This window comes from Actinomadura rubteroloni, assembly GCF_002911665.1.
GTDB lineage: Bacteria > Actinomycetota > Actinomycetes > Streptosporangiales > Streptosporangiaceae > Spirillospora > Spirillospora rubteroloni.
This window is the reverse complement of sequence record NZ_MTBP01000005.1, coordinates 88,407-111,111: the sequence shown is the minus strand read 5'-3', so window position 1 is coordinate 111,111 and position 22,705 is coordinate 88,407. Positions and strand designations below refer to the sequence as shown.

Sequence of the window (22,705 nt, the reverse complement as noted above, 5' to 3'; positions counted from 1 at the left end):
GGGTGGAGCGTGTGCGCCGGCCGGACCGGCCGTCGAACCCGACGGCGCCCGAAACCGTCCCCGGCCCCGCCGCTCCTGCGCCCGCGCCGCGGGTGGACGAGCCGAAACTCCCCGAGCGCATCCGGCGTCCCGCCGACGCCATCCGCTTCGCCGCGTCGCTGATCGGCCTCGCCGGGGTCATGCTGCTCGTGTCGATCGCGCAGCAGACCGCGCACGGCATCGAGACCGACATCGCCGCCGGGACCGCGCACGCGCCGCGCCTGCTGCTGACCCTGGCGACGCTGTGCTCCAGCTTCGGCGTGCTGGCCGTCCCGGTCGCGTTCGCGGTGGAGCGGGTGCTGCGCCGCGACGGCGTCCGCGTCGCCATCGCCCTGCTCGCCGCCGTGATCACGCTCGGGCTGACGATCGTGCTGGACGACTTCGTCGCGCCCGCCGCGCCCGGCGGGGTGCTGGACTCGCTGATCTGGGGCGGCGCCGGGTCCCAGCCCGTCCACACCGACATCGCGCCGGTGATCGCGTTCGTCAGCGCGGTCGGGATGGCGGGCCGGGGACGCTGGCAGATCGCGACGTGGTCGATGATCGGGCTGGCCGCGCTCACCGGGCTCACCGCGTCCTACGCGTCGGTGGCGGCGCTGGCCGCGACCTACTTCCTCGGCCGCGCGATCGGTTACGGCACGCTCTACGCCGTCGGCGCGCCGAACCCCCGGCCGTCCGGCGCCACGGTCGTCGCGGCGCTCGCCCGGATCGGGCTGCGGCCCGTCCGCGCCCGCCGGATCTCGGCCGACGACGAGGACCCGCGCCGCTACGGCGTCGCGCTCGCCGACGACGAGGGCTGGCGCCTGGACGTCCACGTCCTGGACCGCGACACCCAGAGCGCGGGCCTGCTGCGCCGCGTGTGGCGGCTCGTCCGGTTCCGCGACACGGTTCCGCGCCGCGCCGTGCGGTCTCTGCGCCGGTCGCTGGAGCAGGAGTCGCTGATGGCGTACGCGGTGCACGCGTCCGGCGCCCGGACGCAGCGGCTCCTCGGCGCGTGCGAGGTCGGCACCGAGGCGGCGCTGCTGGCCTACGAGCACGTCCCGGCCCGCAGCCTGCGCGAGCTGCCCGGCGAGGACGTCACCGACGCGCTCCTGGACGACGCCTGGCGCCAGTTCGCCAAGCTCCAGGCCGCGCGGCTCGCGCACCGGCGGCTGGAGGACGACGCGCTGCTCGTCGACGAGGCCGGCCGCGTCTGGCTCCGCCATCTGGACGTCGGCGAGACCGCCGCCGGGGACCTCGCGCTCCGCCTCGACCTCGCCCAGCTCCTCGCCACGCTCGCGCTGCGCGCCGGGCCCGAGCGCGCCGTCGCGACCGCCGCCGCCGTGCTCGGGGAGGCCCCGCTCGCCGCCGCCGTCCCGCTGCTGCAGGGCGTGGCGCTGTCGCGCGGCACCCGGGCCGCCCTGCGCCGCGAGCGCGACGTCCTCGCCCGGATCCGCGAGCAGATCCTGCGGCTGGAGCCCGAGAACGAGGCGCCGCCGGTCCGGCTGGAGCGCTTCCGGCCCCGGACGATCGTGACGATCGTCGCCGCGAGCATCGCCGCCTACATCGTCATCCCGCAGGTCAGCAGCATCAACCTGATGCACCTGGTGTCCACCGCGCAGTGGGGGTGGGTGCTCGTCGGGCTCGCCGCGTCGGCCGGGACGTACCTGGCGTCGGCGCTGCTGCTGCTCGGGTTCGTGCCCGAGCGGCTGCCGCTCGGGCGGACGGTGATCGTCCAGGTCGCGGCGTCGTTCGTCAAGCTCGTGGCGCCGTCGGCGGTGAGCGCCGTGGCGGTCAACACCCGCTACCTGCAACGTTCCGGGGTGCGGCCGGGCGCGGCCGTGACGAGCGTCGGCGCGTCGCAGCTCACGGCCGTGTTCAGCCACGTCCTGCTGCTGGTGGTGTTCGGGTTCGTCACCGGGTCGGCGGGCAACGCCACGCGCGACCTCGCGCCGTCCCGGCTGATCGTCGTCGTGCTGCTCGCGGTCGCGGCGGTCGCGGCGGCGGCGCTAACGATCCCGCGTGTGCGGCGGCTCGTCACCGCGCGGCTGCGGGCCATGTTCTCCGGCGTCGTGCCGCGGCTGGTGGACGTCCTTCAGTCCCCCCGCAAGCTCAGCACCGGCCTCGGCGGGACGCTGCTCATGACCGTCACGTTCGTCACCTGCCTGGACGCCTCGGTCCGCGCGTTCGGCGGCGCGCTGCCGTGGACGACGATGGTCGTGGTGTACCTGACCGCCAACGCCCTCGGCAACGCCGCGCCCACGCCGGGCGGCCTCGGGGCGGTCGAGGGGGCGCTGACACTGGCGCTGACGATCTCCGGGCTGAGCGCGGAGACCGCGACGTCGGGGGTACTGCTGTTCCGGCTGCTGACCCTGTGGCTGCCGGTGCTGCCCGGCTGGGCCGCGTTCGCCTACCTCCAGCGCAAGGAGGCGATCTGAGCGACGCTCAGCCGGTCTTGCGGGCGCGGCGGCGGTGCGCCAGCTCGTCCTGCGGCTGCCCGCCGTCCTCGACGGCGGCCTGCTCGGCGGGCAGTTCGGCGAGGCTGCCCTCGACCTCCTGCCAGACCCGGCCGAGCGCGATCCCGAACACGCCCTGCCCGCCCTGGAGCAGGTCCACGACCTCGTCGGCCGAGGTGCACTCGTACACGCTGACGCCGTCGCTCATGAGCGTGATCTGCGCCAGGTCGTTGACGCCGCGGTCGCGCAGATGGGTGACCGCCGTCCGGATCTGCTGGAGGGACACGCCCGTGTCCAGCAGCCGCTTGACGACCTTCAGCACCAGCACGTCCCGGAACCCGTACAGCCGCTGGCTGCCCGAGCCGTGCGCGGACCGGACGCCCGGCGTCACCAGCCCCGTGCGCGCCCAGTAGTCGAGCTGCCGGTAGGTGATGCCCGCCGCCGCGCACGCCGTGGGGCCGCGGTAGCCGACGTCGCCGGGCGGTGCCGACACCTGCGCGTCGAAGAGCAGACCCTGCTCACCGGCGTGCTCGGACGCCCTGCGCCTGTCGGGGGTCGCCTTGCCCTCGCCGCTGCTCACCGCCACGCGGACCTCCGGCTTCTATCAGCCCGCGACGCTCCGTCAAGGGGGTTCAACGGATGCCACGGGTGTTCCACCAGCACGGTAGGTGCCGGTCAGAGTGTGGTCAACGTTCGCCGTCGGCGCGTCGCATGCCCGGATGAACCGCCTCCGCGTGGGCAAACCGGCGCACCTACGGCCGCATCGAATCCCTACCCGTTTCCCAGGAGGACGACCCCCGGAAAGCCCGGCGTACCCGCCCGAACCACCCAGGCGAAGATCATCGTTGACCCTCCGCCGACGCCCCGCTCACCGGAGCCGTAAGAAAACCGTCCTCCGCAAGACGTCCGGACGTCCTCGGGACGACTCTCTCATGACGAGCGGCCCGCGTCCTCAACCGGCGCGGCCGAAATCCTCCGGCGAGATCGTGTCGAGGAACTCGCGGAACTTCTCGACCTCGTCCTCCTGCTCGTCGGGGATCGCGACGCCGACCTCCTCCAGCACGTCCTCACTGGCGAAGATCGTCGCGCCGGTGCGCAGCGCCAGCGCGATCGAGTCCGACGGGCGGGCGCTGACCTCCACGCCGTTGGAGAACACCAGGTCCGCGAAGAAGACGCCCTCGCGCAGCGCGGTGATGTTCACCGTCCGGAGCTGGACCCCGAGCGCCTCCACGACGTCGCGGAACAGGTCGTGGGTGAGCGGGCGCGCGGGCAGCACGCCCTGCTGGGCGAAGGCGATGGCGGTGGCCTCGACGGCGCCGATCCAGATCGGCAGGTAGCGTTCCCCGCCCGTCTCCTTCAACAGGACGATCGGCTGATTGGAGGGCATCTCGACCCGCACGCCGACGACCTCCATCTGCTTCACGGCGGCTCCCTGCGGACTCGACGGCATCCGGACGACCCTGCGGCGGACCGGCCGTGACCGGTCCCTCATGCCAACGTACACCCCGTGTCCGAGATGCCTACTCCTCGGCGCGGGCGAATCGGGCGAAGGGGACGGGCGTCAGGGTTCCAGCGTCTCGCGGAGGCCCGCCCACACCAGCGCGGTGTGGAGCCGGACGGCGAGGTCGGCGAGGGACCGCGCGGCCTCGGCGGCCTCCTCGTGCGCGCCGGGATGGCGGCGGCGCAGCATCGGCCCGACGGCCTGCTCGATCAGCCCGACCTGCCGGTCGGCGGCGGCCTTGAGCGCCCGCAGGTGCCGCACCTCCAGGCCGTGCTCGCACAGGGCCGCGACGGCGCGCGCGACGGTCAGCGCCTCGGCGTCGAAGGGAGCGCCCGCCCCGCCGGCGCGGCGGACGAGCCCGTACTCCTCCATCGCGTCGAGCAGGTCGGCGGGGATGCCCGCGCCGTCCAGGAGCTGGCGGCGCGACAGCCGGACGGGCGGTTCGGGCGCGGGCGCCGGGTCGGGCACCGGGGCGGCCACCAGCGTCCGGGGCCGGCGCCGGTCGCCCGGCGGCGCCGGGGCCGGGACGGCCTCGCCCCGGTCGCGCGCCCGCAGCCGCTCGCGGATGACCCGCAGCGGCAGGTACTGGTCGCGCTGGGCGGTGAGGATGAACCGCAGCCGGTCCACGTCGCCGGGGCCGAACTTGCGGTACCCCGACGGGCTGCGGCGCGGCTCGATGAGCCCCTCGGCCTCCAGGAACCTGATCTTGGAGACCGTGATGTCGGGGAAGTCGGGCCGCAGCAGTCCGAGGACGTCGCCGATCGTCATCGGCGCCCTGGACGCCTCCGCGCTCATGGACCTCCCCTCATCGGCGCCGCCCGCCGTCAGCCGTGCTGGGCGTTGCTCAGGAAGACCAGCCGGAACTTGCCGATCTGCACCTCGTCGCCGCCCGCCAGCCCGGCCTGGTCGATGCGCTGCCGGTTCACGTAGGTGCCGTTCAGGCTGCCCACGTCGCGGACGGCGAACGAGCCGCCCTGGCGGGTGAACTCGGCGTGCCGCCGGGAGACGGTGACGTCGTCGAGGAAGATGTCGCTGCCGGGGTGGCGCCCGGCGGAGGTGCGGTCCTTGTCGAGCAGGAAGCGGCTGCCCGCGTTCGGGCCGCGCTTCACGACGAGCAGCGCGGTGCCCGGCGGGAGCGCCTCGACGGCGAACTGGTCGGCCCCGGCCGGTTCGGCCTCGGCCTGCTCGGTGGCGGCCTCCAGGGCCTCGAAGCCGCCGATCGAGATGGTCGAGGTCGACTCGCCGGGCGACTCGCGCGGCGGAGGCGGGGGCGGCAGCGGAGGCTGTCCGGCACGGGCCAGCGGAGTGCCGCAATTCGAGCAGAAACGGGCATCATCCGGGTTGGCGTGACCGCACTGCGTGCAGTAGACGCTCGGCATAGATCGGCTCGGCCTCCTACCATCGGCGCGCCGCGCACCGCCCCCGAGGGGACCGCCCGCGCCGCGCGCATCGTTCTACCAACCCACGCCGGGGACCCGCCCCCGATCACGGTCCGGCTCCCCGCCCGTTCACTCGACGGTTGCCGCAACTTACGCGGGTAGTGCCCGAGGGGTCAACCGGACGGGAGCGCCGACCGTCCAACGCTACCGTCCGCGATGATCGCGGTCCACGCCGCCGCGCGGACCCGGCCCCCCGCCGCTGCGGCGGCGGCCGGGCGGACGGGCCGTTCCCGCACGTCGCGGCCTTCGTGTCCGTCCCTCGTCGTCCGACCGTATCGCGCCCGCGCACCGGTTCGCGCGCCGGACGATCACCGGGGTGACGGTGGTCACGGTCCGGAACCGGCCGGGCGTTTCCCGCGCTACACGGCCCCCTCCACGACGGCGGCCCAGGTGTCGACCAGGTCCCGGGCGGCGGCGGCGTCGGGCGCCTCGGCCCACAGGTGGGTGACGGGCTCGGCCGGGTCGGGCAGGACGAGCGTCCAGCGGTCGCCGTCGACCACGCGGACGCCGTCGGTGGTGTCGATCACCGCGTCGCCCGCCGCCTCCACGACGCGCCGCATGACGCCCCCCTTGGCCGCCCACGGCGTCGGCACCGACCGGCGCAGCAGGTGCGCGGCGGGGATGGCGCCCTCGATGCGCGACAGCGGCCGGCCGGCGCGCGCGACCAGCCCGACGAGGCGCAGGAACGCGGCGAGGCCGTCCACCGACGAGCCGAACTCGGGGACGACGAAGCCGCCGCGCCCGTCCCCGGCGAAGATCACGTCCGGGGCGGCGGCGGCGCGGGTGAGGTCGGGCTGGGCGGTGGTGGTCCAGATCACCTCGACGCCGTGCGCGGCGCAGACGTCGGCGGCGACGCGGGTGGTGGTGACGGGCAGCGCGACCCGGCCGCCGCGCCGCTCGGCGGCGACGAGGTCGAGCAGGACGAGCAGCGCCCGGTCGTCGGGGATGACGGCGCCGTTCTCGTCCACCAGCGAGATCCGCTCGCCGACGGTGTCGAACCGGACGCCGAACGCCGCCCGCGACGACGCGACCAGCTCGCCGAGCCGGGCCAGCCCCGCGGCGCGCTGCTCGGCGGTCTCGGTGGGGGTGATCTCGTCCAGGGCGTTGCCGCGCGTGAGGAACTCCACGCCGACGCGGCCGAGCAGGCTCGGCAGGACGAGCGAGGCCGTCCCGCCCGCGCAGTCCAGGATGATCTTCAGCTCGGCCTCGCGGACGCCGCCGGTGTCGACGCGGTCCAGCAGGTCGCGGGTGTAGGCCTCGGCGGAGCGGGCGGGGTAGGTCAGCTCGGCGATCTCGCCGGGGAACGCCCGCCGGTACTCCTGGCGGCCGAAGACCCGCTCCAGCTTGCGCTGGGCGGCCTGGGACAGGTCGGCGCCGGACGGGTCGAAGAACATGATGTCGACGCTCTGGGAGTCGCCGGGGGTGGTGCGGACGTAGACGCCGCCCGCGCACTCCTCGCGCGCGGCGCGGAACCGGGCGGCGGGCAGGGTGCACGCCTCCAGGTCCTGGACGTTGACCGTCCCGGCGGTGAGCGCGCTGATCACGGCGCGCTTGAGGGTGCGGGCGGCGCGGGAGGCGTCCCGTCCGGTGACGACGGTCGAGCCCTTGCTGAGCGTCGTGGCGTAGGCGCCGGCGAGCCGGACGGCCAGTTCGGGCGTGATGTCGACGTTGACGAGCCCGGACACGCCGCGCGGCCCGAACAGCGTGCGCCGCCCGCGCGACTCCCAGATGACGCTGGTGTTGACGACGGCGCCGGCCTCGATCGTCTTGAACGGGTAGATCTTCACGCCGCCGTGCACGACGGCCTCGGGCTCGATCGTGCACTCGTCCCCGATGATCGCGCCCTCGCCGACGCGGGCGCCCGCCATGAGGTCGGTGCGCTTGCCGACCGCGCAGCCGCGCAGGTCGGCGAACGGCCCGACGAAGACGTTGTCGCCGAGGACGGCGCGGTGGAGCTGCGCGCCCTCGCGGACGACGACGTTGTTGCCGAGCACGGTGAACTTGCGCAGCTCGGCGCCCTTCTCCACCTGGACGTAGTCGCCGATGAACAGCGGGCCGCGCAGCACCGCGCCGGGGTCGATCTCGGCGCCCTCCCCGATCCAGACGCCCGGGGAGGTCTCGAACCCGTCGATGCGGGCGTCGACGAGGCCGGACAGCAGGTCGGCCTGGGCCTTGAGGTAGCTCTCGTGGGTGCCGACGTCCTCCCAGTAGCAGTCGGCGACGTACCCGAACAGCGGCGCGCCCTCGGCGAGGAGGCGGGGGAAGACGTCGCCGGACCAGTCCACGGGCCGTCCGGTCGCGACGTGGTCGAGGACCTCGGGCTCCATGACGTAGATGCCGGTGTTGACGGTGTCGGAGAACACCTGGCCCCACGTGGGCTTCTCCAGGAACCGCTGGATGCGCCCCCGCTCGTCGGCGATGACGATGCCGAACTCCAGCGGGTTCGGGACGCGCTTGAGGCCGATCGTGACGAGCGCGCCGTTCTCCCGGTGGAAGCGGACCATGTCGGTGAGGTCGAGGTCGGTGAGCGCGTCCCCGGAGATGACGACGAACCGGTCGTCGCGCAGCGCGGCCTCGGCGTTCTTGACGCTCCCGGCGGTGCCGAGCGGGACCTCCTCGGTCGCGTAGCTGAGCGTCATGCCGAGTTCGGAGCCGTCGCCGAAGTAGTCGCGGATCAGCGAGGCGAGGAACTGGACGGTGACGACGGTCTCGTCGAAGCCGTGCCGCTTCAGCAGCCGCAGCACGTGCTCCATGATCGGACGGTTGAGGAGGGGCAGCAGGGGCTTGGGCTGGTTGGCGGTCATGGGACGCAGCCGCGTCCCCTCTCCGCCCGCCATCACGACGGCCTTCATCGGGGGTTCGGGGCTCCCTTCGGGTCGCCGCCGGGCGCGGTGCCCGGCTCGGGTGGGGAGCCGGCGCGGGCGTCGCGCACGAGGCGCCGCGTCTGCTCCCAGTACAGCAGGGCCGCCCACCAGTACAGCCCGGTGCCCCAGCCGGCGAACGCCCAGCCCGCGACCTTCGCGGCGGTCGCGGCGGCGCCGTGGTGGTCACCGAGCAGCAGCAGCGGGAAGGCGTACAGCAGGCACATCGTGCCCGCCTTCCCGACGAAGTGGACGGGCAGCGCGCCCTGGTAGCCGAGCCGCCGCAGGATCGGCGCGATCGGGACGATCGCGACCTCCCGCGCGACGAGCGCGACCACCAGCCACAGCGGGACGACGTCGCGGACGGTCAGCCCGACGAGCGTCGCGAGGATGTAGAGCCGGTCGGCGGCGGGGTCGAGCAGGGTCCCGAGCCTGCTGGTCTGGTTCAGCGCCCGCGCGAGGCGGCCGTCGAGCCAGTCCGACAGGCCCGCCAAGACGAGGACGCCGAGCGCCCAGCCGTCGCGTTCGGCCAGGACGAGCCAGAGGAACAGCGGGACGCCGAGCAGCCGGGCGAAGCTCAGCAGGTTCGGGACGGTCAGGACCCTGTTCTCCGCGGGGGACGGTACTCGTCCGCGATCGCGCGCCGCGCCGTCGTTGCCGCCGTCGTCCGTGCCCACCAGGCCGCGCTCCGATCCGTCCCCTGTCCCCGACGAGCCCGACCCTACCGGGCGGTTCGGCGGGCGTCCCAGGGGCGTCGCGGCCCTAGCATGACCTGGACCGATACATCGTCGTCGCGTCCCTGCGGAGGCCGCCGTGACCGTCCCCGTCCCGAAGGCGGAGCTGCACCTGCACATCGAGGGGACGCTGGAGCCGGAGGCGGCGCTGGCCTGCGCGGCGCGCAACGGCGTGGAGCTGCCGTTCGCGTCGGCGGACGCGCTGCGCGCCGCGTACTCCTTCACCGACCTGGCGTCGTTCCTGGACCTCTACTACGCGCTCATGGCGGTGCTGCGCACCGAACGGGACTTCACCGAGCTGGCCGACGCGTACCTGGCGCGGGCGGCGGCGCAGGGCGTCCGGCACGCGGAGATCTTCTTCGACCCGCAGGCGCACCTGGCGCGCGGTGTGGCGTTGGCCACGGTGCTGGACGGGCTCGGCGCGGCGCTGGCGGCGGCGCCCGCGCGGCACGGGATCACGACGCGGCTCATCATGTGCTTCCTGCGGGACCGTCCCGCCGCCGAGGCGCTGGAGGTGTTCGAGGCGGCGCGGCCGTGGTTCGGGACGCTCGTCACCGGCGTCGGGCTGGACTCCGCCGAGGTCGGCAACCCGCCCGCGCCGTTCGCCGAGGTGTTCGGGCGGGCGCGGGATGCGGGGCTGCGCCGCGTCGCGCACGCGGGCGAGGAGGGGCCGCCGGCGTACGTGCGGGAGGTCCTGGACGTCCTCGGCGCCGAGCGCGTCGACCACGGCATCCGGTCGCTGGAGGACCCGGAGCTGGTGGCGCGGCTGGTGCGCGAGCGGGTGCCGCTGACGGTGTGCCCGCTGTCGAACGTCCGGCTGCGCTGCGTCCCGGACCTGGCGGCGCACCCACTGCCCCGGATGCTGGACGCGGGTCTGCTCGTCACCGTGAACTCCGACGACCCGTCTTATTTCGGCGGATACATCGAGGACAACTACGCGGCGCTCGGGCTGGACGACGAGACGTCGCGCCTGCTCGCGGCCAACTCGTTCCGCGCGGCGTTCCTGCCCGAGGACGAGCGGGCGGCGCATCTGCGGGCCGTCGCCGCGCACCGCTTCGGCTGACCGCCCATAACCCGGACGGGCCGGTTGCGGCAACCGGGGGCGCTGCGGTTACGGTCGTGGGCGACAGATCGCGGGGGCCCGGCGAACCGGGCTGAGATAGCGGCTGAGACGGCCGCTGACCGCTCGAACCTGACCGGGTAATGCCGGCGTAGGGAGAGATCGGGTCGTGACGAACGACAACGAGTCAAACACGTCCGCCAAGCCGCCCGCCCGCAAGACGTATCTGCAGGGGTCCCGTCCCGACCTGCGGGTGCCGATGCGGGAGGTGCCGTTGAGCGACGGCAGCGCGGTGGTGCTGTACGACACGTCCGGGCCGTACACCGATCCGTCGTTCGAGGCGGATCCGCGGCGGGGCCTCCCGCCGCTGCGGGCGGAGTGGATCGAGGAACGCGGGGACACCGAGGAGTACACGGGCCGGACGGTCCGGCCGGAGGACGACGGGCGCCGTCCCGGGCGGGACGCGGACGCGACGGCGTTCCCGGCCCGCCGGCCGCGCCGGGCGGCGGGCGGCGCGGTCACGCAGCGCGCCTACGCCCGGCGCGGGATCGTGACGCCGGAGATGGAGTACGTGGCGCTGCGCGAGGGCGTCGAGCCGGAGTTCGTCCGGGACGAACTGGCGGCCGGGCGCGCGGTGCTTCCCGCCAACGTCAACCATCCGGAGATCGAGCCGATGATCATCGGCCGGAACTTCCTGGTGAAGGTGAACGCCAACATCGGGACGTCGGCGGTCGCGTCGTCGGTCGAGGACGAGGTCGCCAAGATGACGTGGGCGACGCGGTGGGGCGCCGACACGGTGATGGACCTGTCCACCGGCCGCGACATCCACACGACGCGGGAGTGGATCCTGCGCAACTCGCCGGTCCCGATCGGGACCGTCCCGCTCTACCAGGCGCTGGAGAAGGCGGGCGGCGACCCGGCGGCGCTGACCTGGGAGCTGTTCCGCGACACGGTCGTCGAGCAGGCCGAGCAGGGCGTGGACTACATGACGATCCACGCGGCGGTGCTGCTCGCGCACGTCCCGCTGACGGCGCGCCGGACGACCGGGATCGTCTCGCGCGGCGGGTCGATCATGGCGGCGTGGTGCCTGGCGCACCATGAGGAGAACTTCCTCTACACGCACTTCCGCGAGCTGTGCGAGATCTTCGCGGCGTACGACATCACCTGGTCGCTCGGGGACGGGCTGCGGCCGGGGTCGATCGCCGACGCCAACGACGAGGCGCAGTTCGCCGAGCTGCGCACGCAGGGCGAGCTGACGGCGATCGCGGCCGAGTACGACACGCAGGTGATGAACGAGGGTCCCGGGCACGTCCCGATGAACAAGATCAAGGAGAACGTCGACCTCCAGCGGGAGTGGTGCGCGGACGCGCCGTTCTACACGCTCGGCCCGCTGACCACCGACATCGCGCCGGGCTACGACCACATCACCTCGGCGATCGGCGCCGCGATGATCGGCTGGTACGGCACCGCGATGCTCTGCTACGTCACGCCGAAGGAGCACCTCGGGCTGCCCGACCGCGACGACGTGAAGGCGGGCGTGATCGCCTACAAGATCGCCGCGCACGCCGCCGACGTCGCCAAGGGCCACCCGGGCGCGCAGGCGTGGGACGACGCGCTGTCGCGGGCGCGGTTCGACTTCCGGTGGGAGGACCAGTTCGACCTGTCGCTGGACCCCGACACCGCGCGGGCCTTCCACGACGCGACGCTGCCCGCCCCGGCGGCGAAGTCCGCGCACTTCTGCTCGATGTGCGGGCCGCACTTCTGCTCCATGAAGATCACCCGCGACGTGCGGCGGTTCGCCGACGAGCGCGGGCTCGACCCCGAGGCGGCCCTGGCCGAGGGGATGAAGGAGAAGGCGGCCGAGTTCCGGTCGGCGGGCGGGCGGCTGCACCTGCCCGTCGCCGAGGCGTGAATCCGGGGGGGGGCCGGGCGTCGCGCCCGGCCCCCCGGTGCCCGGTCAGCGGTTCCAGGCCCAGAACGCGGCGGCGGCCAGCGCGGTCGCCGCGCCGCCGAACAGCGTGCGGACGTGGTTCCAGGCCGTCCAGCGGCCGGAGTAGCGGTCCCATTCGCGGGCGGCGTCGGCGACCGGGGCGTGCAGCCGGGCCAGCGCGTCGTTCATCGGCACGTTGACGGCGACCGTCGGCAGGAACACTCCGGCCACGTAGACGGCCGCCGACGCGAAGAACAGCAGCGCGGCCGTCTTGCGGTCCATCGACCACAGGACGGCCCCGGCCGCGGCGGCGGCGACCGGCGCCAGCATGAACGCGGCGAGGAACAGCGGGTTCTGGATGCGCTGGTTGATCCCCTGCATCGCGGTGATCGCCGCCGCGCCCGGGGACGCGCCCAGGCCCGGCATGACGCCGACCGAGAATCCGAAGAACGTCCCCGCCATCGCGGCGGACATGAGCAGCGCCAGGGCGCCGGGGAGCGCGGCGAGTGCCGTGCGCATGGCGGTCCCCTTCCCCCGGCCGTCGGGCCGGAACGTCGGACGGGCCCGAACGCCCGCCGTGTTCCTCCAGTCCACCGCCCGGACGCGGAAAGTCCCATCGCCGGGACGCGCGTGGGCATACGCGAGCGTCCACGGCTACCGTGAGGCCCATGGACGCGACGGCCACCGTGGACGAGCCGGGCACCGACGCGCTCGCCGACCTCCTCGACGGCCCGCGCGCCCGTGGAGCGTTCCTGCTGCGGGCGACGTTCACGCCGCCGTGGTCGGTGCTCGTCCGCGACCGCGCGCCGCTCACGCTGATGGCGCTGACGCACGGCGAGGCGTGGCTGACCGGCTCCGACGGCGCGGCGCTGCGGCTGCGGCCCGGGGACGTCGCGATCGCGCGCGGCCCCGACGCCTACACCGTCGGCGGCGACCCGGCGACGCCCGTCCAGGCGGTCATCCACCCGGGGCAGCGCTGCACGACGCCGGACGGCGAGTCCCTCACCGAGCGGATGACGTTCGGGTTCCGCGCCTGGGGCAACGACCCGGACGGCTCGACCGTGCTGCTCATCGGCACCTACGGGCTGCGCGGCGCGGTCACCGGGCGGCTGCTCGCCGCGCTGCCGCCGCTGCTCGTCCTGCCCGGCGACGCCGCGGGCGCGTTCGCGGCGCCGCTCGCCGCGCTGCTTGACGCCGAGATCCGCCGGGACGAACCGGGCCAGGACGTCGTCCTGGACCGGCTGCTGGACGTCGTCCTCATCGCGGTGCTGCGCGCCTGGTTCGCCCGGCCCGGCGCCGCGCCCCCCGGCTGGTACCGGGCGCACGGCGACCCGGTGGTCGGCCCGGCGCTGCGGCTGCTGCACGCCGACCCGTCCCGGCCCTGGACGGTCGCCGAACTGGCGGCGCGGGCCGGTGCCTCGCGCGCCGCGTTCGCCCGCCGGTTCGCCGGGCTCGTCGGCGAGCCGCCGATGGCGTACCTGACGGGGCTGCGGCTCGCGCAGGCGGCGGACCTGCTGCGCGAGACCGACGCGACGCTGGAGGCGGTGGCGCGGCGCGTGGGCTACGGGACGCCGTTCGCGCTGAGCACCGCGTTCAAACGCGCGCACGGCGTCAGCCCGCAGGAGTACCGGACGGGTTCCGTCCCCGATTAACGGCGGCGGAATTGGGGCTTTATCTCCGCGACCCGCGCCGGTTTCGTGCGCGTCACGCAATTCTCACCGGCCGGAATGGGTGCACCGGGAACCGGTGCGGCGAGTTCGGCGTTTCGCTTCATGAGTTCCCGATCGTCATGACATGATGCGGGGCACATTCGGACCCATGCCAAGGAGCGATATGACCACCAAGCCGACCGAGGACGACCTTCTCGCCGTGTTCTCGCGCGCGGACCTCGGCGGTGACGAAAAGCTCGATCTGATGGAGTTCTCCCTGGTCCTGGACTTGCTGGGACTGTCCTGGAACAAGGCCCAGGTGCAACACCGGTTCGAGCTGGCCGACTTCGACCGTGACGGTTTCATCTCCTTTGCAGAGTTCGGCGAACTGCTGCGCACGCAGGGCTGGACGACGCAGGGCGCGGCCGCCGCGCACGGCTGACCACCGCCGCCGGGCCGGCCCGCGCCGCCGGCCCGGTTCGCGCGTTCCCGCAGTCGCGGGGGCGTTTCAGACGGCGCGTCCGCGCAGCGCGCGGTAGCGGCGGACGAGCGCGGCCGTGGACGGGTCGGGCAGTTCCGCCGGGGGCGCGTCGGACGTCAGCGCGGGCACGAGGTCGTTGGCCATGACCTTGCCGAGTTCGACGCCCCACTGGTCGAAGGAGTCGATCCCCCAGATCACGCCCTCCACGAACACGACGTGCTCGTACAGCGCGACGAGCTGCCCGAGGGTCGCGGGCGTCAGCTTCGGGGCGAGGATCGTGGTGGACGGCCGGTTCCCCGGCATGACCTTGTGCGGGACGATCGCGGCGGGCGTCCCCTCGGCGGCGATCTCGGCGGCGGTCTTCCCGAACGCCAGCGCGGACGTCTGGGCCAGCAGGTTCGCGGTGAGCAGGTCGTGCATGCCGGGGCCGCCGGCCGCCGCGTCCTCGAACGGCTCGGCGAACCCGATGAAGTCGGCCGGGACGAGCCGGGTCCCCTGGTGCAGGAGCTGGTAGAAGGCGTGCTGGCCGTTGGTGCCCGGCTCGCCCCAGAAGATCTCCCCGGTGGCCGCCGCGACGGGCGTGCCGTCCGCGCGGACGGACTTGCCGTTGGATTCCATCGTGAGCTGCTGGAGGTAGGCGGGGAACCGCGCGAGGCGCTGGCTGTAGGGCAGGACGGCGCGGGTCTCGGCGCCGAAGAAGTCGTTGTACCAGACGCCGAGCAGGCCCAGCACGACCGGCGCGTTGACCTCGAACGGCGCGGTGCGGAAGTGCTCGTCGATCGTGTGGAACCCGGCGAGCATCTCCCGGAACCGCTCGCCGCCGATGGCGATCATCAGGGAGAGGCCGATGGCGCCGTCGAAGGAGTAGCGTCCGCCGACCCAGTCCCAGAAGCCGAACATGTTGCCGGTGTCGATGCCGAAGTCGGCGACGCGGTCGGCGTTGGTGGACACGGCGACGAAGTGCCGCGCGACGGCCTTCTCGTCGCCGAGGCGTCCGACGAGCCAGTCGCGGGCGACGCGGGCGTTGGTGAGGGTCTCCAGCGTCCCGAACGTCTTGGAGCTGACGACGAACAGCGTCCGCGCCGGGTCGGCCTCGGCGAGGACGCCGGTGATGTCGGCCGGGTCCACGTTGGAGACGAACCGGGCCGCGATGCGCTCGCCGGGCCGTCCGGGCAGGTCGGCGTAGTCGCGCAGCGCCTCGTAGGCCATCGCGGGGCCGAGGTCGGAGCCGCCGATGCCGATGTTGACGACCGTCGTGATCGTCTCGCCGGTGTGGCCGCGCCACTCCCCCGACCGGACGCGTTCGCTGAACACGGCCATCCGGTCCAGGACGGCGTGGACGTCGCCCGCCACGTCCTGGCCGTCCACCGTCAGCGCCGACCCGGGCGGGAGGCGCAGCGCGGTGTGCAGGACGGCGCGGTCCTCGCTGACGTTGACGTGCGCGCCGCTGAACATCGCCTCGATGCGGTCGCGCAGCCCGGCGCGGTCGGCCAGCAGGGTCAGCAGCCGCAGGGTCTCGGCGGTGGCGCGGTGCTTGGAGCAGTCGAGCGCGAGGTCGCCCGCGGTGATCGTCATGGCTTCGGCCCGGCCCGGATCGGCGGCGAACAGCTCCCGCAGGCTCGTGCCGGCGATCTCGTCGTGGTGCGCGGCCAGGGCGGACCATTCCGCCGAGCCGGTGATGTCAGCCATCGTCCCCTCTTCTCTCGCCCTACCGGACGGGACCACCGTCCTGCCCACCCCAGGTGATCATATTCGCGGGCCGCGCGGCGGGGTTTCCGCGCGGCGCGGCCGGGGACGTAGGGGCGAGGGGGGACGCGCATGGACGCCGAATGGCTGTGGGCGGGCTGCTACACCGGGGACCAGGGCGACGGGGACGGCGTCTACCTGCTGCGTCGCCGTGGCGACGGCACGCTGGAGGACCCCGTGCTGACGGCGGGCGCGCAGAACCCGTCGTGGCTGGCCGTCCATCCGCGCCACACGGTGCTGTACGCGGTCGGCGAGAACGATCCGGGCGCGGTGTCGGTCTATGTCGAGGAGACCGACGGGCTGCTGCTGGCGGGGACCCGCGAGCTGCCCGCCGAGCCGTGCCATCTGGCCGTGGCGCCGGACGGGCGCACGCTGCTCGCGGCCTGCTACGCCGGCGGGGCCGTCGCGGCGATCCCGCTGGCGCCCGACGGCACGTTCGCCGGGGACCCCGACATCGCGGTCTGCTCGGGTTCCGGCCCGAAGACCGACCGGCAGGACGGCGCGCATCCGCACTCCGTCGCGTGGGCGCCCGACGGGACCGTCCTCGCGGCCGACCTCGGCGCCGACGTGCTCCGCGCGTTCCGCGCCGACGGCGGCCGGCTGCTGCCGGTGGGCGAGGCGCGGGTGCCCGCCGGGTACGGGCCGCGCCACCTGGCCGTCCACCCGGCCGGGTTCGTGTACGTGATCTGCGAGCTGGAGCCCCGGCTGCTCGTGCTGACGCCCCGCGCGTCCTACGCCGACCTCGCGGTCACGGCCGAGTCGCCCGCCACCGCCGCCGACCCGGGCGCGGACGCGCTCGGGTCGGGCATCGCGCTCGGCGCCGACGGGACGTTCGCCTACACGACGACGCGCGGCCCCGACGTCCTCACCGCGCACCGGGTCGCCGACGGCGGCGCCGTCCTCGCGCCCGTGGCCGACGTGCCGACGGGCGGCTCCTGGCCCCGCGACCTCCATGTCGACGACCCGTGGGTGCACGTCGCCAACGAGCGCGGCGGCGGGGTGACGACGTTCCGGCTCGGCGCGGACGGCGTCCCGGTCCCCAAGGGCACGGCGGCGGCCGTCCCGACGCCCGTCTGCCTCGTCGGCGCGCCGGGTTTCTCCTAGCCCGCCCCGGGCAGGGCCTCCCCGTTCGCACAACGGACAGGGGGAACGCGATCATGGCCATCGCCACCGCCGACCCGGCCACCGGGCACGTGGAGAAGACCTTCGACGCGATGTCGGAGCAGGAGATCGACCGGGCGCTGGACCGCGCCGCGACGGCGTTCCGCGCCTACCGGCGGACGTCGTTCGCCGACCGGGAGCGCTGGATGAACGCCGCCGCCGAACTGCTGGACGCGCGGGCCGACCACATCGCCGCGATCATGACGACGGAGATGGGCAAGACGCTCAAGGCCGCCCGCGCCGAGGCGCACAAGTGCGCGGCGGCGCTGCGGTACTACGCCGCGCACGCCGAGGGGTTCCTCGCCGACCGGGAGGCCGACGCGCCCGCCGTGGGGGCGCGGCGCGCGTTCGTCCGGTACGAGCCGCTCGGGCCCGTGCTGGCCGTCATGCCGTGGAACTTCCCGCTCTGGCAGGTGATCCGGTTCGCGGCGCCGTCGCTGATGGCGGGGAACGTCGGGCTGCTCAAGCACGCGTCGAACGTCCCGCAGACGGCGCTGTTCCTGGAGGACCTGTTCCTGCGCGCCGGGTTCCCCGAGGGCGTGTTCCAGACGCTGCTGGTGGAGTCGTCGGCCGTGGACCGGATCGTCCGTGACCCGCGCGTGCGCGCCGCGACGCTGACCGGCAGCGAGCGCGCGGGCCGGGCCGTCGCGAGCGCCGCCGCCGACGAGGTCAAGCCGGCCGTGCTGGAACTCGGCGGCAGCGACCCGTTCATCGTCATGCCGTCGGCGGACGTCGAGCGCGCCGCCGGGGTCGCCGCCGTGTCCCGCTGCCTCAACAACGGGCAGAGCTGCATCTCGGCGAAGCGGTTCATCGTCGCCGAGGACGTCGCGGACGAGTTCCAGGAGGCGTTCGTCGCGGAGATGTCGGCGCAGCGCGTCGGCGACCCGCGCGACCCGGAGACCGACGTCGGCCCGCTGGTGGACGAGAAGGCCCGCGCGGGCGTGGAGGCCCTGGTCGCCGACGCCGTCGAGCGGGGCGCGACCGTGCTGTGCGGCGGGACGCGCCCGGACGGGCCCGGCTGGTACTACCCGCCGACCGTCGTCGCGGACGTGACGCCCGACATGCGGATGTTCCACGAAGAGGTGTTCGCGCCCGTCGCATCGCTGTTCCGCGTCGCGGACGCCGACGCCGCCATCGACCTCGCCAACGCCACCGGATTCGGCCTCGGCTCGAACGTGTGGACCGGGGACGCCGCCGAACGCGACCGGTTCGTCCGGGAGCTGGAGGCGGGCCAGGTGTTCGTCAACGGGATGACGACGTCCTACCCCGAGCTGCCGTTCGGCGGCGTGAAGCGGTCCGGGTACGGGCGGGAGCTGTCCGATCCGGGGATCCACGCGTTCTGCAACGCCAAGACCGTCTGGATCGGCTGAGCCCCCGCGCCGCTCAGCCCTGCTCGGCGATCTTCTTGCGGACCTCGTCCATGTCGAGGGCCTTGGCCTGCTCGATGAGGTCTTCGAGGGCCTGCTCGGGCAGCGCGCCCGGCTCGGCGTACAGGACGACCTTGTCGCGGACGATCAGCAGCGTCGGGATCGAGCTGATCTCGAACGCGGCCGACAGCTCCGGCTCGGCCTCGGTGTCGACCTTGGCGAACGTCACGTCCGGGTGCTTGTCGGAGACGCGGTCGTACACCGGCGCGAACGCCCGGCACGGCCCGCACCAGGACGCCCAGAAGTCGACGAGGACCATGCCGTCGTCCAGGGTCGCGTCGAAGGTGTCCCGGGTCAGCTCCACGGTGGCCATCACGGCCTCCTCTCGTCGGTGGACGCTCACCGTGTTCAACCGGGCCGGGCGGGACGGCATTCCGCGGCCGTCCCGCCCGGCCGGGGTCACCAGGCGAACGCCTCCGGCGCGGGGCCGGGGCCGGGGAAGATCTCGTCCAGCGCGGCGAGGAACTCCGGGGACAGCTCCAGGTCCACCGCGCGCAGGCCCGACTCGAACTGCCCGATCGTGCGCGGCCCGACGATCGGCCCGGTCACACCCGGGCGCGACAGCAGCCACGCCAGCCCGACCTCGCCGGGGTCGTGCCCGTGGTCGGCGCACAGCGCCTCGTACCGCTCGACGCGGTCGAGCGTCGCCGGGTCGTCCAGGGCGTCCACGGCCCGGCCGGACGCCGACCGGCCCGCCGCGCCCTCGGCCCGCTTGCGCAGCACGCCGCCGAGGACGCCGCCGTGCAGCGGCGACCACGGGATGACGCCGAGCCCGTACTCTTGCGCGGCCGGGATCACCTCCATCTCCGCGCGCCGCTCGGCCAGGTTGTAGAGGCACTGCTCGCTGACCAGGCCGAGCGACCCGCGCCGCGCGGCGGTCTCGTTGGCCCGCGCGATGCCCCAGCCGGGGAAGTTGGACGATCCGGCGTACAGCACCTTGCCCTGCTGGACGAGGACGTCGATCGCCTGCCAGATCTCGTCCCACGGCGTCGTGCGGTCGATGTGGTGGAACTGGTACAGGTCGATGCGGTCGGTGCCGAGCCGCTTCAGCGACGCCTCGGCGGCCCGGCGGATGTGCAGCGCCGACAGCCGTCCGTCGTTCGGCCACGGCGACTTGTCGTCGCCCATGTCGCCGTAGACCTTGGTCGCGAGGACGGTCTTGTCGCGCCGTCCGCCGCCCTGCGCGAACCAGGTCCCGATGATCTCCTCGGTGCGGCCCTTGTTCTCCCCCCAGCCGTACACGTTGGCGGTGTCGAAGAAGTTCACGCCCGCGTCGAGCGCCGCGTCCATGATCTTGTGGCTGTCCGCCTCGTGGGTCACGGGGCCGAAGTTCATGGTGCCGAGCACGAGCCGGCTGACCTTCAGCCCCGTGCGTCCCAGTCGTGTGTACTTCATGGGGGCCAGTCGATCACCTGGAGCGCGCTCCAGGTCAAGCGGGGCAGGCTCCGCGCAGGGCGAACCCGAGGAACTGGGTGACCTCGCCCTTGTCGAAGTTGTCGTCGGACCCGGCGATCAGCGTGCACTCGCCGGTCGCCAGCCGCGGCCCCCACGCCAGCGACTCCAGGTTCTGCGCGGGCCTGCTGACGTTCGTCAGGTCCGCGACGAGCCGCTTGCTCACCGGGCGGTACGGCGCGCGGTCGCGCAGCGAGGTCCGCGCGAGGACGTTGGACGCGCCCCGCACGTCGAACGCGTACAGCTTCGTCCGGTAGCCGACGCCCTCGATCCACGACCGCTCCAGCGCCAGGTAGCGGTGCCCGTCGATCGGCAGGATCTCCGACACGCCGCTGTCGCTCTGGCCGTCGGCCGGGACGGGACGCGCGGGCAGCCGGTCGATCGGGTAGGCGTACTGCCCGCGGACGCGGCCCGAGCGGTCCCAGACGGTGAGCCGGGCGGACGCGCCGTGCTCGGGCGACGGCGGCGCGCCGTCCTCGTAGCGGGGGCCTTCCAGCATCGCGCTGATGGTGTGCCTGGTGACGGCCACGCCCTCGAACCCGGCGTTGCGGCGCGGCCCCTGCTCGGCCGCCGTGAGCCGCGCGTTCGCGGGCAGCGTCAGCGCTCCGGCGTAGCGTCCGTGCACGTCCGCGAACTGCACGGACGCGGGCGCGAGCGGGACGTCGTGCGTCGCGTCCGGACGGTCGCCCTCGTTGCCCCACACCAGCCGCCGCGTCACCGGGTCGAACCGGATCGACTCGGGGTCCACCGAGCGCGGCTTGCCGTACCCGGGGTACGGGCCGCCCTCGGGCTTGGCGAACGTGTGGACGCCCGTGAGGGTCACCGCGCCGAGCCGGCCCGTCCGCCGGTCGATGGGGAACGTCGCGGTGTAGAACCGCGCGGGCTCGTAGCGCCAGCGGTCGTCGGAGACCAGGTACCAGGTGCCGGTGCGCGGGTCGCGGTCGACGCCGGAGAACCCCCCGACCGTCGTGTTGCGGAACTTCGCCAGGTGCGGCAGCCGCCGCTCGCCGAGGAACCGCGTGATCCTTGGCGCCTGCGCCGCCTCGGCCCGCGGCGCCACCGCGGCCAGCCCCGCGGCGGACACCGCGACCGCCACGGCCGCCGCCGTCGTCCCTCGCCTCATGTCGACCCTCCGATTCAGTCCGTCCGGGCAACCCCGGATCGCTACGGAAGGTCATCACGTACTCACGCGTAGTACAAGCGGTTTCTGGCGCCTCGGTCGGAGACCCGGCGTTTCGTCAGTCGTCCTCGACCCAGTCCAGGGTGCGTTCGACCGCTTTGCGCCAGCCCGCGTAGCCCCGCGCGCGGCGGTCGTCGTCCCAGGACGGCTCCCAGCGCCGGTCCTCGGCCCAGTTGCGGCGCAGCTCGTCGGTGCCGCGCCAGAACCCGGTCGCGAGCCCGGCGGCGTAGGCGGCGCCGAGCGCGGTGGTCTCGGCGACGACCGGGCGCGACACCGGGACGCCGAGCACGTCCGCCTGCGTCTGCATGCACAGCGCGTTGGCGGTGACGCCGCCGTCGACCTTGAGGACGTCCAGCGCCACGCCCGAGTCCGCGCGCATCGCCTCCACGACGTCGCGGGACTGGTAGCAGATCGCCTCCAGCGTCGCGCGGGCCAGGTGCGCGGAGGTGTGGAACCGCGACAGCCCGACGACCGCGCCCCGCGCGTCGCTGCGCCAGTACGGCGCGAACAGCCCGGAGAACGCGGGGACGAAGTAGGCGCCGCCGCTGTCGGGGACCGTCGCGGCCAGCGCCTCGCTCTGCGCGGCGTCGTCGATGACGCCGAGCTGGTCGCGCAGCCACTGCACGGCCGAGCCGGTGACGGCGATGGACCCCTCCAGCGCGTACACCGGGGGCTCGTCGCCGAACCGGTAGCAGACGGTCGTCACCATCCCCGCCTCGGACCGGACGGGCTCGGTGCCGGTGTTCAGCAGCAGGAAGTTGCCGGTGCCGTAGGTGTTCTTGGCCTCCCCGGGCGCGAAGCAGACCTGGCCGACCATCGCGGCCTGCTGGTCGCCGAGCGCGGCGGTGAGCGGCACCTCCCCGCCGAACGGGCCGCCTGGCCGGGTCGTGCCGTAGGGCTCGGCGGACGACGACGGGCGGATCCGCGGGAGCATCGCGCGGGGCACGCCGAAGAAGGAGAGCAGCTCGTCGTCCCAGTCGAGCGTCTCCAGGTCCATCAGCATCGTGCGGCTGGCGTTGGTGGCATCGGTGACATGGACGCCGCCGTCCGGGCCGCCGGTGAGGGTCCACAGCAGCCAGGAGTCGACCGTCCCGAACAGCGCGTCGCCGCGCTCGGCGGCGGCGCGGGCGCCGTCGGCGTTCTCCAGGATCCACTGGAGCTTTCCGGCGGCGAAGTAGGTCGCGGGCGGGAGCCCGGCGCGGCGCCGGACGACGTCGCCGCGCCCGTCGCGCTCCAGCGCGGACACGATGCGGCGGGTGCGGGTGTCCTGCCAGACGAGCGCGTTGCCGAAGGGCCGTCCGGTGCGGCGGTCCCAGACGATCGTGGTCTCGCGCTGGTTGGCGATGCCGACCGAGTCCAGATCGGCGGCGGTGAGGCCCGCGCGCTCCAGCGCCCCCGCGACGACGTCGCCGGCCCGGTCGCGGATCTCGGCCGGATCGTGTTCGACCCATCCGTCGCGGGGCAGGATCTGCTGGTGTTCGAGCTGGTGGCGGGCGACCTCCGCGCCGCCCCGGTCGAAGATCATGAAACGGGTGCTCGTCGTACCCTGGTCGAGTGCTCCCACGAAGTCGGCCATGAGGGGGGCGGGCTCCTTCCCGGCGGCGGGTTCCGGG

The 22,705-nt window shown here is 74.2% G+C and carries 19 protein-coding genes and 1 riboswitch; of the genes, 7 read left to right on the top strand and 12 right to left on the bottom strand.

Translation table 11 applies throughout. From position 1 onward, the window contains the following. Positions 1-2: 2 nt before the first annotated feature. Positions 3-2,453, top strand: a complete 2,451-nt coding sequence (locus BTM25_RS27160) for a lysylphosphatidylglycerol synthase transmembrane domain-containing protein (protein ID WP_235828722.1) — start codon at positions 3-5, stop codon at positions 2,451-2,453. A 7-nt stretch (positions 2,454-2,460) separates the two neighbouring features. Here the strand turns inward: BTM25_RS27160 and BTM25_RS27155 are convergent, their stop codons facing one another. The 6 genes from BTM25_RS27155 to BTM25_RS27130 form a co-directional block, all read right to left on the bottom strand. Continuing rightward, positions 2,461-3,057, bottom strand: a complete 597-nt coding sequence (locus BTM25_RS27155; protein ID WP_103566171.1) for a MerR family transcriptional regulator — start codon at positions 3,055-3,057, stop codon at positions 2,461-2,463. 366 nt (positions 3,058-3,423) lie between these two features. Beyond that, positions 3,424-3,894, bottom strand: coding sequence for a bifunctional nuclease family protein (locus tag BTM25_RS27150; RefSeq protein ID WP_103566169.1), 471 nt, complete (start codon positions 3,892-3,894; stop codon positions 3,424-3,426). Between the two features lie 138 nt (positions 3,895-4,032). Beyond that, positions 4,033-4,767: a transcriptional regulator FtsR gene (ftsR, locus tag BTM25_RS27145; protein ID WP_103566167.1), complete on the bottom strand. Its 735-nt coding sequence runs from the start codon at positions 4,765-4,767 to the stop codon at positions 4,033-4,035. Between the two features lie 29 nt (positions 4,768-4,796). Next, positions 4,797-5,351, bottom strand: a complete 555-nt coding sequence (locus tag BTM25_RS27140; protein ID WP_103566164.1) for an FHA domain-containing protein — start codon at positions 5,349-5,351, stop codon at positions 4,797-4,799. 419 nt (positions 5,352-5,770) lie between these two features. Beyond that, positions 5,771-8,263 carry a sugar phosphate nucleotidyltransferase gene (locus BTM25_RS27135; RefSeq protein WP_103566161.1) on the bottom strand — a complete coding sequence of 831 codons (2,493 nt, stop codon included), beginning with the start codon at positions 8,261-8,263 and terminating at the stop codon, positions 5,771-5,773. After that, on the bottom strand, positions 8,260-8,949 hold the full coding sequence (locus BTM25_RS27130) for a CDP-alcohol phosphatidyltransferase family protein (RefSeq protein WP_103566159.1): 690 nt from the start codon (positions 8,947-8,949) through the stop codon (positions 8,260-8,262). The genes BTM25_RS27135 and BTM25_RS27130 overlap by 4 nt, the downstream gene beginning before the upstream one ends. Positions 8,950-9,085: 136 nt before the next feature. Here BTM25_RS27130 and BTM25_RS27125 point away from each other — a divergent pair, with 136 nt between their 5' ends. After that, on the top strand, positions 9,086-10,069 hold the full coding sequence (locus tag BTM25_RS27125) for an adenosine deaminase (protein ID WP_103566158.1): 984 nt from the start codon (positions 9,086-9,088) through the stop codon (positions 10,067-10,069). A gap of 60 nt (positions 10,070-10,129) precedes the next feature. Next, positions 10,130-10,243, top strand: a riboswitch (TPP riboswitch). Then, complete coding sequence (thiC, locus tag BTM25_RS27120; RefSeq protein ID WP_103566156.1) at positions 10,236-11,978, top strand: phosphomethylpyrimidine synthase ThiC; 1,743 nt, start codon at positions 10,236-10,238, stop codon at positions 11,976-11,978. (Overlaps the previous riboswitch by 8 nt.) A 45-nt stretch (positions 11,979-12,023) precedes the next feature. Here thiC and BTM25_RS27115 read toward each other — a convergent pair whose 3' ends face one another. Beyond that, on the bottom strand, positions 12,024-12,515 hold the full coding sequence (locus tag BTM25_RS27115) for an anthrone oxygenase family protein (RefSeq protein WP_103566154.1): 492 nt from the start codon (positions 12,513-12,515) through the stop codon (positions 12,024-12,026). A gap of 149 nt (positions 12,516-12,664) precedes the next feature. Between BTM25_RS27115 and BTM25_RS27110 the strand changes: the two genes are divergently transcribed. Continuing rightward, entirely contained in the window at positions 12,665-13,648 is a 984-nt protein-coding gene (locus tag BTM25_RS27110; protein WP_103566152.1) for an AraC family transcriptional regulator, read from the top strand. Between the two features lie 181 nt (positions 13,649-13,829). Then, the gene (locus BTM25_RS27105) at positions 13,830-14,087 is read left to right on the top strand and encodes an EF-hand domain-containing protein (RefSeq protein ID WP_103566150.1); all 258 of its coding nucleotides are present in this window, start codon (positions 13,830-13,832) and stop codon (positions 14,085-14,087) included. 66 nt (positions 14,088-14,153) lie between these two features. Here the strand turns inward: BTM25_RS27105 and pgi are convergent, their stop codons facing one another. Further along, complete coding sequence (gene pgi / locus BTM25_RS27100; protein WP_103566147.1) at positions 14,154-15,815, bottom strand: glucose-6-phosphate isomerase; 1,662 nt, start codon at positions 15,813-15,815, stop codon at positions 14,154-14,156. Positions 15,816-15,944: 129 nt separating this feature from the next. Here pgi and BTM25_RS27095 point away from each other — a divergent pair, with 129 nt between their 5' ends. Then, the gene (locus tag BTM25_RS27095; RefSeq protein ID WP_103566145.1) at positions 15,945-16,976 is read left to right on the top strand and encodes a lactonase family protein; all 1,032 of its coding nucleotides are present in this window, start codon (positions 15,945-15,947) and stop codon (positions 16,974-16,976) included. A 53-nt stretch (positions 16,977-17,029) separates the two neighbouring features. Then, entirely contained in the window at positions 17,030-18,403 is a 1,374-nt protein-coding gene (locus BTM25_RS27090) for an NADP-dependent succinic semialdehyde dehydrogenase (RefSeq protein WP_103566141.1), read from the top strand. Positions 18,404-18,416: 13 nt separating this feature from the next. Here BTM25_RS27090 and trxA read toward each other — a convergent pair whose 3' ends face one another. The 4 genes from trxA to glpK form a co-directional block, all read right to left on the bottom strand. Continuing rightward, a complete protein-coding gene (gene trxA / locus BTM25_RS27085; RefSeq protein WP_103566139.1) occupies positions 18,417-18,773 on the bottom strand; it encodes a thioredoxin in 357 nt (118 codons plus the stop codon). 86 nt (positions 18,774-18,859) lie between these two features. Next, a complete protein-coding gene (locus tag BTM25_RS27080; RefSeq protein WP_103566137.1) occupies positions 18,860-19,855 on the bottom strand; it encodes an aldo/keto reductase in 996 nt (331 codons plus the stop codon). Between the two features lie 34 nt (positions 19,856-19,889). Further along, positions 19,890-21,035, bottom strand: a complete 1,146-nt coding sequence (locus tag BTM25_RS27075) for an esterase-like activity of phytase family protein (protein ID WP_103566134.1) — start codon at positions 21,033-21,035, stop codon at positions 19,890-19,892. Between the two features lie 115 nt (positions 21,036-21,150). Beyond that, positions 21,151-22,668 (bottom strand): glycerol kinase GlpK, encoded by a 1,518-nt coding sequence (gene glpK, locus BTM25_RS27070; RefSeq protein WP_103566132.1) that lies wholly within the window; start codon positions 22,666-22,668, stop codon positions 21,151-21,153. Positions 22,669-22,705: the final 37 nt, after the last annotated feature.

Coding starts and splice junctions, on each gene's coding strand:
- ftsR (WP_103566167.1), bottom strand. CDS start 4,767: ATGAGCGCGGAGGCGTCCAGGGCGCCGATGACGATCGGCGACGTCCTC.
- BTM25_RS27140 (WP_103566164.1), bottom strand. CDS start 5,351: ATGCCGAGCGTCTACTGCACGCAGTGCGGTCACGCCAACCCGGATGAT.
- BTM25_RS27135 (WP_103566161.1), bottom strand. CDS start 8,263: ATGAAGGCCGTCGTGATGGCGGGCGGAGAGGGGACGCGGCTGCGTCCC.
- BTM25_RS27115 (WP_103566154.1), bottom strand. CDS start 12,515: ATGCGCACGGCACTCGCCGCGCTCCCCGGCGCCCTGGCGCTGCTCATG.
- BTM25_RS27110 (WP_103566152.1), top strand. CDS start 12,665: ATGGACGCGACGGCCACCGTGGACGAGCCGGGCACCGACGCGCTCGCC.
- BTM25_RS27105 (WP_103566150.1), top strand. CDS start 13,830: ATGACCACCAAGCCGACCGAGGACGACCTTCTCGCCGTGTTCTCGCGC.
- pgi (WP_103566147.1), bottom strand. CDS start 15,815: ATGGCTGACATCACCGGCTCGGCGGAATGGTCCGCCCTGGCCGCGCAC.
- BTM25_RS27095 (WP_103566145.1), top strand. CDS start 15,945: ATGGACGCCGAATGGCTGTGGGCGGGCTGCTACACCGGGGACCAGGGC.
- BTM25_RS27090 (WP_103566141.1), top strand. CDS start 17,030: ATGGCCATCGCCACCGCCGACCCGGCCACCGGGCACGTGGAGAAGACC.
- trxA (WP_103566139.1), bottom strand. CDS start 18,773: ATGGCCACCGTGGAGCTGACCCGGGACACCTTCGACGCGACCCTGGAC.
- BTM25_RS27080 (WP_103566137.1), bottom strand. CDS start 19,855: ATGAAGTACACACGACTGGGACGCACGGGGCTGAAGGTCAGCCGGCTC.
- BTM25_RS27075 (WP_103566134.1), bottom strand. CDS start 21,035: ATGAGGCGAGGGACGACGGCGGCGGCCGTGGCGGTCGCGGTGTCCGCC.
- glpK (WP_103566132.1), bottom strand. CDS start 22,668: ATGGCCGACTTCGTGGGAGCACTCGACCAGGGTACGACGAGCACCCGT.